The organism is Franconibacter pulveris, assembly GCF_056780215.1.
This window is the reverse complement of the sequence record NZ_CM165555.1, coordinates 2,917,865-2,933,143: the sequence shown is the minus strand read 5'-3', so window position 1 is coordinate 2,933,143 and position 15,279 is coordinate 2,917,865. Positions and strand designations below refer to the sequence as shown.

Here is a 15,279-nt window from a genome sequence, read left to right as displayed (position 1 = left end):
TTATGGGTAGCGCTCAGGCCGGCATGCGTTTTGTCATGGTGAGAATGAACAGCAGCGCGGCGCACAGCACCACGGAAGGGCCCGCCGGGGTATCGTAAAAGGCGGAAAAGGTGAGGCCGCCAGTCACTGCCACCATGCCGATGATGACCGCAAAGCCCGCCATCTGCTCCGGCGTGCGGGCGAAGCGTCGCGCCGTGGCGGCCGGGATAATCAGCAGGGACGTGATAATCAGCGCGCCGACAAACTTCATCGCCACGCCAATCGTCAGCGCTGTCACCAGCATCAGCAGAAGCTTTACGCGCTGCAGACGAACGCCGTCCACAAACGCCAGATCGGCGCTGATGGTCATGGCGAGCAGGCTGCGCCACTGCCAGCAGAGCACGCTTATCACCACCACGACGCCAAGCGCGATAGAAACCAGATCGGCAGGCGTTACCGCCAGCAGGTCGCCAAACAGGTAAGCCATCAGATCGACGCGAATGTTAGCCATCAGGCTCACCACCACCAGCCCGAGCGAAAGCGCGCTGTGCGCCATGATGCCGAGCAGGGTATCGATGGCGAGGTGCGGACGTTTCTCAAGCCAGACCAGACCCAGCGCCAGCAGCAGGGTGACGGCGATGACCGCGTAGAAAGGGTTAACATCCAGCAGCAGTCCGAAGGCCACGCCCAGCAGCGATGCGTGCGCCAGCGTATCGCCGAAATAGGACATCCTGCGCCAGACCACAAACGAGCCAAGCGGCCCGGCGGCGCAGGCGAGCAGCATCCCGGCAAGCCAGCCGGGAAGAAGAAGTTCAATCATGACTGGCCATTTCCTCTGCGTAAAACAATCCGTCCCTGAAGGTCGTGACGATGGTTATGGTGATGGCGGTAAATGCCCAGCTGTTCCGCGCCGCGGGGGCCGAACATGGCGATAAATTCCGGATGAGTAGAGACCACTTCCGGCGTGCCGGAGCAACAGATATGGTGATTAAGGCAAAGCACGTCATCGGTTTTCGCCATCACCAGATGCAGATCGTGCGAGACCATCAGCACCGCGCAGTTCAGCTCCTGGCGCAGCTTATCGATAAGATCGTAAAGCGCTACCTGGCCGTTGACGTCCACGCCCTGGGTGGGTTCATCAAGCACCAGCAGCTGTGGTTCATTGAGCAAGGCGCGGGCCAGCAGCACGCGCTGCGTTTCGCCGCCGGAAAGCTTTTGCATCGGCGCGTCAATCAAATGGCCCGCCTGCACGCGTTTAAGCGCAGGCAAAATATCCGCTTTGCGGGTGCCGGGGCGCAGGCGCATAAAGCGGCTGACGGTGAGCGGCAGCGTAGCGTCGAGGTGCAGCTTTTGCGGCACATAGCCGATGCGCAGGCTCCTGTCGCGCTTGATAACGCCCTCGTCGGGTGCTACTAGCCCAAGCACCACGCGCACAAGGGTGGATTTGCCTGCGCCGTTCGGCCCAAGCAGCGTAAGTATTCTTCCCGGGCGTAATGACAGCGAAACGTCAGAAAGGACGCGGCGTTGGCCAAACGAAACGGAGATATTTTCCAGTGAAACCAAAGTAGTCATAGTTAATTAAGCGTTGCACAAGCTTTAGAATGTTATAATATCACAACTCTGACATTCATCACGACGATAAGACGCATTATGTTACATAAAAATACGCTTCTTTTCGCTGCTGTTTCAGCAGCTTTATGGGCTGGCGCCACCGTACCTTCACAGGCCGCTGTGGTCGCTTCGCTTAAGCCGTTAGGCTTCATTGCCGCCGCCATCGCCGACGGTGTGACTCCCACGGAAGTATTACTGCCTGATGGCGCCTCTGAGCATGATTACGCATTGCGTCCATCTGATGTAAAACGCTTGCAGAATGCGGACTTAGTCGTCTGGGTTGGCCCGGAGATGGAAGCGTTCATGCAAAAGACCGTCGGCACGCTGCCCCCTCAAAAACAGCTCGCGCTGGCTGAGCTTGAAAGCGTAAAACCGCTGCTAATGAAAGGCAGCGAAGAGGACGAGCATGAGCACGGCGATGACCACCATGATGACGAAAAAGGTGACGGTCATCACCACCATGGCGATCATAACCTGCATATCTGGCTGTCGCCAGAAATAGCCAAATCCTCGGCGGTTGCAATCCACAAAAAATTAGTGGAACTTATGCCGCAAAGTCGAGCCAAACTGGACGCGAACCTGCAGAGCTTCGAAGCGGAACTTGACCGCACGGACAAGCAGGTGTCCACCGTGCTGACGCCACTGAAAGGTAAAGGTTATTTCGTTTTTCATGATGCTTACGGCTACTTTGAAAAACACTACGGATTGACATCACTGGGTCACTTCACCGTTAACCCCGAAATCCAGCCTGGCGCTCAGCGTTTACATGAAATCAGAACACAGTTGGTTGAGCAAAAAGCGACCTGCGTTTTTGCTGAGCCACAGTTCAGGCCAGCGGTCATTGAAGCCGTTGCCAGGGGGACGAAGGTTCGAATGGGAACCCTGGATCCACTGGGAACAGACATCAAAGTAGGGAAGGACGGCTATATGCAGTTTCTGACCGAACTATCAAACCAGTATGCGAGCTGCCTGAAAGGAGATTAACGAGGAAGTGAATTTGTGCAACAGATAGCCCGTTCTGTCGCTCTGGCATTTAACAATCTACCCCGGCCTCATCGCGTCATGCTGGGGTCGCTTACAGTACTGACTCTTGCGGTCGCCGTCTGGCGGCCGTATGTCTACCACCCCGAAGCAGCGCCTATCGTTAAGACCATTGAGCTTGAGAAAAATGAAGTGCGCTCTCTGCTGCCGGAGGCGAGCGAGCCGATAGACCAGGCTCCACCGGAAGAAGAAGACGAAGCCATTCCTCAGGATGAGCTTGATGACAAAACCTCGGGCGAAGCGGGCGTACATGAATATGTCGTTTCGACCGGCGACACCTTAAGCAGCGTGCTTAACCAGTACGGTATCGACATGGGCGAAATCAGCCAGCTCGCTACCGTCGACAAAGATCTGCGTAACCTGAAAATCGGTCAGCAAATCTCCTGGACCCTGACGCCGGAAGGCGAATTGCAGCGACTGACATGGGAAATGTCGCGCCGCGAAACCCGTACCTACGATCGTCAGGCAAACGGCGGCTTCAAGATGAGCAGCGAAATCGCGCAGGGCGACTGGGTAAATAGCGTGATGAAAGGCTCCGTTGACGGAAGCTTTGTGGCGAGCGCGAAAGAGGCGGGCTTGACCAGCGCCGAAATCAGCGCCGTTATCAAAGCGATGCAGTGGCAGATGGATTTGCGCAAGCTCAAAAAAGGCGACGAGTTCGCTGTGCTGATGTCCCATGAAATGCTGGACGGCAAGCGCGAGCAGAGCCAGTTGCTGGGCGTGCGCCTGCGCTCGAGCGGTAAAGACTACTACGCCATCCGGGCGGAAGACGGTAAATTCTACGACCGCAGCGGCTCCGGCCTTGCGAAAGGTTTCCTGCGCTTCCCGACGTCGCGTCAGTTCCGCGTCTCTTCGAACTTTAACCCGCGTCGCCTGAACCCGGTAACGGGCCGCGTTGCGCCGCACAAAGGGGTGGATTTCGCTATGCCGCAGGGCACGCCGGTGCTGGCGGTGGGCGACGGAGAAGTGGTGATGGCGAAACGCAGCGGCGCTGCGGGCTACTATGTGGCTATCCGTCACGGACGCACTTATACCACCCGTTACATGCACCTGAAAAAACTGCTGGTGAAACCAGGCCAGAAAGTGAAACGCGGCGATCGCATCGCGCTTTCCGGCAACACCGGGCGCTCCACTGGCCCGCACCTGCATTATGAAATCTGGATAAACCAGCAGGCGGTTAACCCGCTAACCGCGAAGCTGCCGCGTACCGAAGGGCTGACCGGCTCCGATCGTCGCGATTATCTGGCGCAGGCGAACGAGGTTATCCCACAGTTGCGCTTTGATTAACGAATCCGCTGTTAACCAGCCGGCGTCCTGAACGCCGGCTTTTTCTTTTGTCTGGCGGCCTTCGCGCCGCTAAACTATTTCCTTATTTTCTCTTTTGATAAGTTGGCTCTGGCCCGAGAACAGGCATGGAAACAAAAAAAACGAACAGTGAATTTATCCCCACCTTCGAACGCGCTTTCTTACATCCCCGTTACTGGGGAAGCTGGCTGGGCATCGGGGCCTGCGCAGCGCTTGCGCTGACGCCTCCCTCATTTCGCGACCCGCTTCTCGGTAAGATTGGGCGGCTGGCCGGCAAGTTTGGCAAAAGCGCCCGCCGTCGCGCGCGTATCAATCTGTTCTATTGTTTCCCTGAGCTCTCCGAAGCGCAGCGTGAAACCATTATCGATAATATGTTCGCCACCGCGCCGCAATCGATAGTGCTTATGGCGGAGCTTGCCTTACGCGGGCCGGAAAAGGTGCTCGATCGCGTTGACTGGCACGGAGAGGCGATTATCAACGAGATGCTTGAAAGCAAAGAAAGCGTTATCCTGCTGGTGCCGCATGGCTGGGGCGTCGACATCCCGGCAATGCTGCTGGCCTCGCGCGGCGTGCACGTTGCGGCGATGTTCCACCACCAGGGCAACAGGCTGCTTGATTATGTCTGGAACAAAGTGCGTCTGCGCTTTGGCGGGCGCCTGCACCCGCGTCAGGACGGCATTAAGCCGTTTATCAAGTCCGTGCGGGATGGCTTCTGGGGCTACTATCTGCCGGATGAAGATCACGGGCCGGAGCAGAGCGAATTCGTTGATTTCTTCGCGACCTATAAAGCCACGCTGCCCGCGGTGGGCAGGCTGATGAAAGTGTGCCGCGCCCGCGTTATTCCGCTTTTCCCGGTTTATAACGGCGAAACGCACCGTCTGGACGTGCTTGTTCGCCCGCCCATGGACGACCTGCTCAATGCGGATGACGTCACGCTGGCGCGCCGCATGAACGAAGAGGTGGAGCATTTTGTCGGCCCGCATCCTGAGCAGTACGCCTGGATTTTGAAGCTGCTGAAAACGCGCAAAGAAGGGGAGAAAGAGCCATACCGCCGTAAGGATCTCTACCCTAAAAAATAAAGCCGCTCGTCGTGAGCGGCTTTCTGAAACAGACAAAAGGGGCTAAAGCCCCTTTTTTTATTCCACGGTCAGAATACGGGTGGTGTTGGTGGTGCCGATAGTTCCCATAACGTCGCCCTGGGTCACAATCACCAGATCGCCTGTGACCAGGTAGCCTTTATCGCGCAGCAGGTTCACGGCATCCTGAGCGGCGACGACGCCGTCGTTAGGGCTATCGAAATAGACTGGCGTAACGCCGCGATAGAGCGCCGTCAGGTTCAGGGTATGCTCGTGACGGGAGAGGGCGAAAATCGGCAGCCCAGAGCTGATACGGGAGGTCATCAGCGGCGTGCGGCCCGATTCGGTCATGGTGATGATAGCGGTAACCCCTTTCAGGTGGTTGGCCGCATACATCGCCGACATGGCAATCGCCTCTTCAACGTTATCGAACTGCACGTCCAGACGGTGTTTGGAAACGTTGATGCTCGGGATCTTTTCCGCGCCCAGACAAACGCGCGCCATGGCAGCGACGGTTTCCGCCGGGTATTGACCTGCCGCGGTTTCTGCCGAAAGCATCACAGCGTCGGTGCCATCCAGCACGGCATTCGCCACATCCATGACTTCCGCACGGGTCGGCATCGGATTGGTTATCATCGACTCCATCATCTGGGTCGCGGTAATGACGGCACGATTCAGCTTACGGGCGCGACGAATCAGCGTTTTCTGGATGCCCACCAGTTCCGGGTCGCCGATTTCAACGCCCAGGTCGCCGCGGGCGACCATTACCACGTCAGAGGCGAGAATAATGTCGTCCATCGCTTCTTCGTTGCATACCGCTTCGGCGCGTTCAACTTTCGCCACGATTTTCGCATTGCAACCTGCGTCGCGCGCCAGGCGGCGAGCATAGTTAAGGTCTTCGCCGCAGCGCGGGAAGGAGACGGCCAGATAGTCAACGTCAATGGCGGCGGCGGTGACGATATCCGCCTTGTCTTTCTCGGTCAGGGCTTCGGCAGAGAGACCGCCGCCCAGCTTGTTGATGCCTTTATTATTGGAAAGCGGGCCGCCGACGGTCACTTCCGTGAACACTTTCATGCCCTGAACTTCCAGCACCTTAAGCTGCACGCGTCCATCATCGAGCAGCAGAATATCGCCCGGCACGACATCCGCCGGCAGGCCTTTGTAGTCGATACCGACTTTTTCTTTATCGCCTTCGCCTTTGCCGAGGTTAGCATCAAGCAGGAACTTGTCGCCGATATTGAGGAAAACTTTGCCTTCTTTGAAGGTGGATACGCGAATTTTTGGACCCTGCAAATCGCCGAGAATGGCGACGTGGCGGCCCAGTTTCGCCGCGATTTCACGGACTTTATCCGCACGCAATTTATGATCTTCTGGCGTGCCGTGCGAAAAATTCATGCGCACTACGTTGGCGCCCGCAGCGATAATTTTCTCCAGATTATTATCGCGGTCGGTTGCCGGACCTAACGTGGTAACGATTTTGGTTCTGCGAAGCCTTCTGGACATGTAGTACTCCGTTGACTGAAACGTTTTGGTGTTGCGTGAACAAAATTCAGCGGATCGGATGCTCCCCTGGAGCAAGGACCTTAACCGAATGGGTGAATGTGTGACAACTTTGTTATCAATTTGATTACTGTTGGTCTGGAATTAAAAGCTCTTTATCAAAACGCGATTCCTTCAGCGCTTCTTTGACACGCTTCAAGTTATCCCGGAATTTCGCGCCGCGACGCAGGGTAAAACCGGTCGCCAGCACATCAATCACCGTTAACTGCGCAAGCCTTGAAACCATCGGCATATAAATATCGGTATCTTCCGGCACATCCAGCAGCAGGGCCAGGCTTGCTTCCCGCGCCAGTGGACTACCCTGAGAGGTAAGAGCCAGCACCATGGCGTCGTTTTCCCGCGCAAGACGCGCCAGCTCGACCAGGCTCTTGGTACGCCCGGTGTGAGAAATCAGCACCACGACATCATCCGCGCTGCAATTCATACAGCTCATCCGCTGCAGGACGATGTCATCGGAGTAGATAACCGGAACATTGAAACGAAAAAATTTGTTCATGGCGTCGTGCGCCACCGCCGCTGAAGAGCCGAGTCCGAAAAAAGCGATTTTTTTCGCCTGGGTAAGCAGGTCAACCGCGCGGTTCACGGCGTTCATATCAAGCGACTGGCGCACATGGTCGAGGCTCGCCATGGCGGACTCAAAAATCTTGCCGGTATAGGCCTCTACGCTGTCATCTTCATCGACATTGCGATTAACATAAGGCGTGCCGTTGGCGAGGCTTTGCGCCAGCTGGAGTTTAAAATCGGGGAAGCCTTTGGTATCAAGGCTGCGGCAGAAACGGTTCACCGTGGGTTCGCTGACGCTTGCCACGCTTGCAAGGCGAGCGATACTGGAGTGAATAGCCCGTGACGGGGATTCCAGGATAACCTCGGCGACTTTGCGTTCAGATTTGCTCAGATTTTCCAGTTGAGACTGGATCTTTTCCAGCATGTTCATCGCTAGTATGGGACTCATGGAAAGGGCGAAAACACGAAAAGGTGTCATCGCGATGCATTTTAGCCAGAATATACTCCTGCAGGATAAGCAGGGGGTAATCTCCACCCGATAATGTTGTTGTTTTTTTTCAGAACTTGATCGCGGTCTGATTTTGGCAGGCGGCGAAAAGCGTGAAAAATCATCAGTGAAGGGTTACGGTGGCGCTTTATTTATCACTGTGTGCCTTCACCGATCGTTTCTTACGAAGAGTGCTACGGTAAAGAGTTCCGTGAAAGCCGTAAAAGCAGTACAGTGCAATGTAAGAAAATTACAAATAAACCTGGCAGACCAGGTTATCCGAAACGAAGGAGAATGACATGGCGGTAACGCAAACAGCCCAGGCCTGTGACCTGGTCATTTTCGGCGCGAAAGGCGACCTCGCACGCCGAAAACTGCTGCCCTCCCTGTACCAGCTGGAAAAAGCCGGGCAAATCCATCCCGAAACCCGCATTCTCGGCGTCGGCCGCGCCGACTGGGATAAAGAAGCCTATACCAACGTCGTGCGCGAAGCGCTCGAGACCTTCATGAAAGAGAAAATCGATGAAGGCCTGTGGGACAAGCTGAGCGGGCGTCTCGATTTCTGCAATCTGGATGTGAACGACACCGGCGCGTTCGCCCGCCTCGGCAAAATGCTCGACCAGAAAAACCGCGTCACCATTAACTATTTCGCCATGCCGCCAAGCACCTTCGGCGCTATCTGCAAGGGCCTTGGCGAAGCGAAGCTCAACGCCAAGCCCGCGCGCGTGGTGATGGAGAAGCCGCTCGGCACGTCGCTCGATACCTCCCGTGAAATTAACGACCAGGTGGGCGAGTACTTTGAGGAGTGCCAGGTTTACCGTATCGACCACTACCTTGGCAAAGAGACCGTGCTGAACCTGCTGGCGCTGCGCTTTGCCAACTCGCTGTTCGTCAATAACTGGGATAACCGCACCATCGACCACGTGGAGATAACCGTAGCGGAAGAGGTAGGCATTGAAGGCCGCTGGGGTTACTTCGACCAGGCGGGCCAGATGCGCGATATGATCCAAAACCACCTGCTGCAAATTCTCTGCATGATAGCCATGTCGCCGCCGTCGGACCTCACTGCCGACAGCATTCGCGATGAAAAAGTGAAAGTGCTGCGCTCCCTGCGCCGTATCGACCGCTCCAACGTGCGTGAGAAAACCGTGCGCGGCCAGTACACCGCTGGTTTTGCCCAGGGCAAAAAAGTGCCAGGTTACCTGGAAGAAGAGGGGGCCAACAAAACCAGCAACACGGAAACCTTCGTGGCTATCCGGGTGGATATCGATAACTGGCGTTGGGCGGGCGTGCCGTTCTATCTGCGTACCGGTAAGCGTTTGCCGACCAAGTGTTCTGAGGTCGTGGTCTATTTCAAAACCCCGGAACTCAATTTGTTCAAAGATTCCTGGCAGGATCTGCCGCAGAACAAGCTCACCATTCGCCTGCAGCCGGATGAAGGGGTGGATATTCAGGTGCTGAACAAAGTGCCGGGCCTTGATCACAAGCACAACCTGCAAACTACTAAGCTTGACCTGAGCTACTCGGAAACCTTCAACCAGACGCACCTGGCCGACGCTTACGAGCGTCTGCTGCTGGAAACCATGCGCGGCATTCAGGCGCTGTTTGTGCGCCGTGACGAAGTGGAAGAAGCGTGGAAGTGGGTTGACTCCATCACCGAAGCCTGGGCGGCGGATAACGATGCGCCGAAGCCTTACCAGGCCGGCACCTGGGGACCGGTGGCTTCTGTTGCGATGATCACCCGCGACGGCCGCTCCTGGAACGAGTTCGAATAACGCTGAACGCGCCGCCTGTTGCCAACTTTACCGGTAACATGATCTGGCGCAGCAGAGTGTGAAATTTTCTCTGATAAAGCCCTGCCCGGATTCACCGGCAGGGCTTTTTTCATTACACTGGCTGAAGCGATTTTTCCCCTGATGTCGCTTGCCTGATGCCTTAGTTATGCGTTGTATTACCCGCAGTGGCATCACGTCAGCGACAGCGAACCAAGAGGAAATTTTATGCACCCAGTAATGTTACGCGTAACAAAACGCATTGCCGAGCGCTCGCGCGCCTACCGTGAAGCCTACCTCGCAAGAATCAACGACGCCGCCAGCACGACGGTACACCGCTCCCAACTGGCCTGCGGCAACCTGGCGCACGGTTTTGCGGCCTGCCAGCCAGAAGATAAAGCCGCGTTGAAAAGCATGCTGCGTAACAATATCGCCATCATCACGTCCTACAACGACATGCTCTCGGCGCACCAGCCTTATGAGAGTTATCCGGCGCAGATCCGCAAGGCGCTGCACGCCGTTGGCGCGGTGGGGCAGGTGGCGGGCGGCGTGCCGGCGATGTGCGATGGCGTAACCCAGGGTCAGGACGGCATGGAGCTTTCGCTTTTAAGCCGCGAAGTAATAGCCATGTCCGCCGCCGTCGGGCTTTCCCATAACATGTTCGATGGAGCGCTTTATCTTGGCGTGTGCGACAAAATCGTGCCGGGGCTGGTGATGGCGGCGTTATCGTTTGGCCATCTCCCGGCGGTGTTTGTTCCCTCAGGGCCGATGGCGAGCGGCCTGCCCAACAAAGAAAAGGTCCGCATTCGCCAGCTTTACGCCGAAGGCAAAGTTGACCGTATGGCGCTGCTTGAATCGGAAGCGGCTTCTTACCATGCGCCGGGCACCTGCACTTTTTACGGCACCGCCAACACTAACCAGATGGTGGTGGAGTTTATGGGCATGCAGTTGCCGGGCTCCTCTTTCGTTCATCCTGACGCGCCGCTGCGCGAAGCGCTGACCGCCGCCGCCGCCCGGCAGGTGACGCGCCTGACCACCAACGGCAACGAAGGGCTGCCGCTCGGCAAAATGATTGATGAAAAAGTGGTGGTGAACGGCATCGTCGCGCTGCTGGCGACCGGCGGCTCAACTAACCACACCATGCACCTGGTGGCGATGGCGCGCGCGGCGGGCATTATTATCAACTGGGACGATTTCTCTGAGCTTTCCGACGTGGTGCCGCTGCTGGCGCGCCTCTACCCGAACGGCCCGGCGGATATCAACCACTTCCAGGCGGCGGGCGGCGTCCCGGTGCTGATGCGCGAGCTGCTAAAAGGCGGCCTGCTGCATGAAGATGTGCATACCGTGGCGGGGTTCGGCCTGAGCCGCTATACGCGTGAGCCATGGCTTAACAACGGCGAGCTGGACTGGCGCGACGGCGCAAGCGCGAGCCTCGACAGCGATATTATCGCCCCCATTGAACAGCCTTTCTCTCACCATGGCGGCACCAAAGTGCTGAGCGGCAACCTCGGACGCGCGGTGATGAAAACGTCCGCCGTTCCGCAGGAAAACCAGATTGTTGAAGCACCGGCCGTGGTGTTCGAAAGCCAGCATGATGTGGTGCCTGCGTTTGAAGCGGGCCTGCTGGATCGCGACTGCGTGGTGGTCGTGCGGCATCAGGGGCCGAAAGCCAACGGCATGCCAGAATTACATAAACTTATGCCGCCACTTGGTGTATTATTGGACCGCCGTTTCAAAATCGCACTGGTCACGGATGGTCGCCTCTCCGGCGCTTCCGGCAAGGTTCCTTCCGCCATCCACGTTACGCCTGAAGCCTGGGATGGCGGGCTGCTGGCGAAAGTGCGCGACGGCGATCTGATCCGCGTAAACGGACAAACCGGCGAACTGCAACTGCTGGTGGACGATGAAGAGCTGGCGCGTCGCGAAGCTTACCATCCCGATCTCAGCGCCCAGCGCGTGGGAACGGGGCGTGAGCTGTTTGGCGCGCTGCGTGAAAAACTGTCCGGCGCGGAGCAGGGGGCAACCTGCATCGCTTTTTAACACCGGGTGCGCGGCAGACCGCACCACACCGAATTTAATTAAATGGCGTGAGAGATCCACTGATGAAAAACTGGAAGACAAGTGCTGAACAGATCCTGAAGTCCGGTCCGGTTGTGCCGGTCATTGTTATCAACAAGCTGGAACATGCTGTGCCGATGGCGAAAGCGTTGGTGGCAGGCGGCGTGCGCGTGCTGGAAGTCACCCTGCGCACCGAATGCGCGCTGGAAGCTATCCGCGTTATCGCTAAAGAAGTGCCGGATGCAATCATCGGCGCAGGCACCGTGCTGAACGCAGAGCAGCTTAAAGCGGTAACTGAAGCGGGCGCGCAGTTCGCCATCAGCCCTGGCCTTACCGAGCCGCTGCTGAAAGCCGCCACCGAAGGCACTATTCCATTGATCCCAGGTATCAGCACCGTTTCTGAGTTAATGCTGGGCATGGACTACGGTCTGAAAGAGTTCAAATTCTTCCCGGCGGAAGCCAATGGCGGCACCAAAGCGCTGCAGGCTATCGCAGGCCCGTTCTCTCAGGTGCGTTTCTGCCCGACCGGCGGCATCTCTCCGGCTAACTACCGCGACTACCTGGCGCTGAAAAGCGTACTGTGCATCGGCGGCTCCTGGCTGGTGCCAGCCGACGCGATGGAAGCGGGCGACTGGGATCGCATTACTAAACTGGCTCGCGAAGCGGTTGAAGGCGCCAACTAACCCTTTGCCCGACAGTAAGAAGAAAGCCCCGTTGAACGGGGCTTTTTTTATGCCTTGACGCGGATGGCGGCGGCTGCCGCTTTGGCGCGAGTAATGGCGTCGTCAACCGTTTCGCCAGTGGCTAACGCGACGCCCAGGCGGCGCGTGCCGTTGATTTCCGGCTTGCCGAACAGGCGCAGCTGCAGCCCGGCGCCCAGTGCGGCGTCAACATTGTCATACTGCACATTTTCGCTCACCAGTTCAGGCAGGATAACCGCCGAGGCGCTCGGGCCATACTGGCGAATGCCGCCGACCGGCAAATCGAGGAAGGCGCGCACGTGCAGCGCGAACTCCGATAAATCCTGCGAAATCAGCGTTACCATGCCGGTATCATGCGGGCGAGGGGAGACTTCGCTGAAAACGACGTCGTCGCCGCAGACAAACAGCTCCACGCCGAACAGGCCGTGGCCCCCCAGCGCCAGCACCACGTCACGCGCTATTTCCTGCGCGCGCGCCAGCGCGGCTTCGCTCATCTGCTGCGGCTGCCAGGACTCGCGGTAGTCGCCCTCTTCCTGACGATGGCCTACCGGCGAGCAGAAATGCACGCCGTCGACCGCGCTCACGGTCAGTAACGTAATTTCGAAGTCAAATTCCACTACGCCTTCAACAATCACTCGTCCCGCGCCTGCCCGGCCGCCCTGTTGGGCATATTGCCAGGCTTTTTCAAGCTGTTCCGGCCCGCGAATAAAGCTCTGGCCTTTGCCGGATGAGCTCATCACCGGTTTAACGATGCAGGGAAAGCCGATTTCTTCAACGGCGGCCTGAAAAGCGGCTTCGCTGTCGGCGAAACGGTAGCTGGAGGTAGGAAGTTTAAGCTCTTCGGCGGCGAGACGACGGATGCCTTCGCGGTTCATGGTCAGTTTCGCGGCGCGCGCGCAGGGCACTACGCGCTGACCCTGCTGTTCAAGCTCAATCAGCATATCCGTCGCGATGGCTTCGATCTCCGGCACGATATAGTCCGGCATCTCTTTCGCCACCAGCGCTTTGAGCGCCGCCGCGTCCAGCATATTGATGACATGGCTGCGGTGCGCAACGTGCATGGCTGGCGCATCGGCGTAGCGGTCTACCGCAATCACCTCAACCCCAAGCTGCTGGCATTCGATAGCCACTTCTTTGCCCAGTTCGCCCGCCCCAAGCAGCATGACGCGCGTCGCTGCCGGACGCAGCGCGGTTCCTAATAGAGCCATAATAGTTTTCTCGCTATGCAGGAAATTGGCCGGAGTATAAACGAAAACGATTGCGCTTGCAGTAACAGGCATTTGCATGCCAAAGATGAATGCGTTATACTGTATAAATACACAGTAATGAGGGTTCAAAAATGGCGGTAGAAATTAAATACGTCGTAATCCGTGAGGGTGTGGAAAAAATGTCATTTGCCAGTAAAAAGGAAGCGGATGCCTGGGACAAAATGCTCGATCTCGCCGAGGCACTGGAAGGCTGGCTGCAGCATGCGCCGATAACCCTGGAAGAGGGGCAGACCGAGCAGCTCGCGCTGTGGATGGCGGAAAACAAAGACAGCCTGGGCGCTATCGTGCGTACCGGTCGTCTGCCGCAGGAAAATGGCGAGTCAGCGCCGGCTGAAAGCGATGAAAACGGCGCGGTGGCGTTAAGCGCGGCGCGTAAGCGCACCAAAGCCGCCTGATATCCGCATGAGGCGTAGCGCGCTACGGCGCGCTGGCCTGATGGGGCCTCCTCTGCTTTACCTTTCTTGTCTTCGCTCTTCGCTCTTCGCTCTTCGCTCTTCGCTCTCCGCTCTTCGCTCTCCGCTCTCCGCTCTTCGCTCTTCGCTCTCCGCTCTCCGCTCTCCGCTCTCCGCTCTCCGCTCTCCGCTCTCCTGTCGCTCTGCGCTTTTCTGGCGCCTCCCTGTAATTAATAAGGCTATTTCTCAAAGCCGCCTTCAAACCCTTGCGCTCCGTTGGTTTTATACCAGGCTTTCTCTGTACCAACAGTGGAGGGTAATAATGATGAAAAAGAGGAATCTTTTAGCCTGCGCTTTGCTCCTTGGCAGCGCCTGCGCCGCCCATGCCGATGACCCGCGCGAGGTGCCGTTCCCTAAATGCGAGGGCGCGAATGCGCAAACTATCGCCGCCAGCGTGAAGCGCGATTACCTGCAAAACCGCATTGTGCGCTGGGCGGATGACCAGAAGACGCTGGGCCAGGCGGACCCGGTGGCCTGGATTAACAGCAAGGAGATAACCGGCAAGGATGAAAAGTGGAAAGTGCCGCTGACGGTACGCGGTAAAAACAGAGACATTCACTATACCGTCACCGTCGACTGCAAAGCGGGCAAAGCCCACTACCAGCTTTAATTGCGCGGCAGGAGCAGCCGCTCCTGCCCGATTCTTTTCCCTCTCTTTGCCCTTCCAGACATTTCTTGACGCCTGCTCGCTTACGCTTTCGGGATACCCCCCAACAGCAGAGGACAGTCATGACCAACTGGATGAACCAACTTCAGTCAATGCTTGGCACTATCAGCAGCGGCAATAAAACCCAGAGCGGCGAAAGCGGCCTTGGCAAACTGCTCACTCCCGGCGCGCTGGGCGGCCTGGCTGGGCTGCTGGTGGCAAGCAAATCTTCCCGCAAGCTGCTTTCGAAATACGGCACCGGCGCGCTGATGGTGGGCGGCGGCGCGGTGGCGGGCACGGTGCTGTGGAACAAGTACAAAGACAAAATCCGCGCGGCGCATCAGGACGAGCCCGATTACGGCAAACCTGTCGCCTCGCTCGACCGGCGGGCGGAACGACTGATTACGGCGCTGGTGTTCGCCGCCAAAAGCGACGGGCATATTGATGACCAGGAGCGGGCCGCCATTGAACGGCAGCTTCGCGAAGCAGGCGTTGAAGGCGAGGGCAGGGCGGTGGTGCAGCAGGCTATCGATCAGCCGCTCGATCCGGCGCGACTGGCGCAGGATATTCGCGATGAAGAGGAAGCCCTGGAGATCTGGTACCTGAGCTGCGCGGTAATCGATGTCGATCACTTTATGGAGCGCAGCTATCTCAATGCCTTAGGCGACGCCCTGAAAATCCCGCAGGAGGTGCGCGAAGAGATAGAAAACGACATCCGCGAGCAGAAAAAAGCGCTGCCGCCATCGTAAAGAAGTCTTAATCTTAGGCATGTTTCGCTTGCAACACGCTGGGGTTTTGCCACCCTTACAGTGTGTTAAC

General features: G+C 57.5%; 14 protein-coding genes. 9 read left to right on the top strand and 5 right to left on the bottom strand.

Annotated elements, in window-relative coordinates; translation table 11 throughout:
* Positions 1-13 precede the first annotated feature (13 nt).
* Together znuB and znuC are read right to left on the bottom strand one after the other, a co-directional pair.
* Positions 14-799 (bottom strand): zinc ABC transporter permease subunit ZnuB, encoded by a 786-nt coding sequence (gene znuB / locus ACU4F7_RS13840; protein WP_481637155.1) that lies wholly within the window; start codon positions 797-799, stop codon positions 14-16.
* On the bottom strand, positions 796-1,551 hold the full coding sequence (gene znuC / locus ACU4F7_RS13835) for a zinc ABC transporter ATP-binding protein ZnuC (protein WP_481637154.1): 756 nt from the start codon (positions 1,549-1,551) through the stop codon (positions 796-798). The genes znuB and znuC overlap by 4 nt, the downstream gene beginning before the upstream one ends.
* Positions 1,552-1,629: 78 nt before the next feature.
* On the opposite strand from znuC, the gene znuA reads away from it, so the two are divergent.
* From znuA to lpxM, 3 genes are all read left to right on the top strand, one after another.
* Positions 1,630-2,574, top strand: a complete 945-nt coding sequence (gene znuA, locus ACU4F7_RS13830; RefSeq protein WP_481637153.1) for a zinc ABC transporter substrate-binding protein ZnuA — start codon at positions 1,630-1,632, stop codon at positions 2,572-2,574.
* 15 nt (positions 2,575-2,589) lie between these two features.
* On the top strand, positions 2,590-3,918 hold the full coding sequence (mepM, locus tag ACU4F7_RS13825; protein WP_035888118.1) for a murein DD-endopeptidase MepM: 1,329 nt from the start codon (positions 2,590-2,592) through the stop codon (positions 3,916-3,918).
* Positions 3,919-4,043: 125 nt separating this feature from the next.
* Entirely contained in the window at positions 4,044-5,015 is a 972-nt protein-coding gene (gene lpxM, locus ACU4F7_RS13820; protein ID WP_481637152.1) for a lauroyl-Kdo(2)-lipid IV(A) myristoyltransferase, read from the top strand.
* A gap of 57 nt (positions 5,016-5,072) precedes the next feature.
* Here lpxM and pyk read toward each other — a convergent pair whose 3' ends face one another.
* Together pyk and ACU4F7_RS13810 are read right to left on the bottom strand one after the other, a co-directional pair.
* Positions 5,073-6,515 carry a pyruvate kinase gene (pyk, locus tag ACU4F7_RS13815; RefSeq protein WP_029591862.1) on the bottom strand — a complete coding sequence of 481 codons (1,443 nt, stop codon included), beginning with the start codon at positions 6,513-6,515 and terminating at the stop codon, positions 5,073-5,075.
* A gap of 124 nt (positions 6,516-6,639) precedes the next feature.
* Entirely contained in the window at positions 6,640-7,506 is an 867-nt protein-coding gene (locus tag ACU4F7_RS13810; protein WP_029591861.1) for a MurR/RpiR family transcriptional regulator, read from the bottom strand.
* A 356-nt stretch (positions 7,507-7,862) separates the two neighbouring features.
* On the opposite strand from ACU4F7_RS13810, the gene zwf reads away from it, so the two are divergent.
* From zwf to ACU4F7_RS13795, 3 genes are all read left to right on the top strand, one after another.
* Complete coding sequence (gene zwf / locus ACU4F7_RS13805; protein WP_024559032.1) at positions 7,863-9,338, top strand: glucose-6-phosphate dehydrogenase; 1,476 nt, start codon at positions 7,863-7,865, stop codon at positions 9,336-9,338.
* 225 nt (positions 9,339-9,563) lie between these two features.
* The gene (gene edd, locus ACU4F7_RS13800; RefSeq protein WP_481637151.1) at positions 9,564-11,375 is read left to right on the top strand and encodes a phosphogluconate dehydratase; all 1,812 of its coding nucleotides are present in this window, start codon (positions 9,564-9,566) and stop codon (positions 11,373-11,375) included.
* Positions 11,376-11,437: 62 nt separating this feature from the next.
* Positions 11,438-12,076: a bifunctional 4-hydroxy-2-oxoglutarate aldolase/2-dehydro-3-deoxy-phosphogluconate aldolase gene (locus ACU4F7_RS13795; RefSeq protein WP_029591859.1), complete on the top strand. Its 639-nt coding sequence runs from the start codon at positions 11,438-11,440 to the stop codon at positions 12,074-12,076.
* A gap of 47 nt (positions 12,077-12,123) precedes the next feature.
* On the opposite strand, the gene purT is transcribed toward ACU4F7_RS13795, so the two are convergent.
* Positions 12,124-13,302: a formate-dependent phosphoribosylglycinamide formyltransferase gene (gene purT / locus ACU4F7_RS13790; RefSeq protein ID WP_481637150.1), complete on the bottom strand. Its 1,179-nt coding sequence runs from the start codon at positions 13,300-13,302 to the stop codon at positions 12,124-12,126.
* A 131-nt stretch (positions 13,303-13,433) separates the two neighbouring features.
* Here purT and ACU4F7_RS13785 point away from each other — a divergent pair, with 131 nt between their 5' ends.
* The 3 genes from ACU4F7_RS13785 to ACU4F7_RS13775 all read left to right on the top strand — a co-directional run bounded on the left by ACU4F7_RS13785 (position 13,434) and on the right by ACU4F7_RS13775 (position 15,209).
* Positions 13,434-13,757: a YebG family protein gene (locus tag ACU4F7_RS13785; protein WP_024559028.1), complete on the top strand. Its 324-nt coding sequence runs from the start codon at positions 13,434-13,436 to the stop codon at positions 13,755-13,757.
* A gap of 319 nt (positions 13,758-14,076) precedes the next feature.
* Positions 14,077-14,424 (top strand): protein YebF, encoded by a 348-nt coding sequence (gene yebF, locus ACU4F7_RS13780; RefSeq protein ID WP_029591857.1) that lies wholly within the window; start codon positions 14,077-14,079, stop codon positions 14,422-14,424.
* A 119-nt stretch (positions 14,425-14,543) separates the two neighbouring features.
* Positions 14,544-15,209: a tellurite resistance TerB family protein gene (locus ACU4F7_RS13775; RefSeq protein WP_029591856.1), complete on the top strand. Its 666-nt coding sequence runs from the start codon at positions 14,544-14,546 to the stop codon at positions 15,207-15,209.
* The last annotated feature ends 70 nt before the right edge of the window (positions 15,210-15,279 follow it).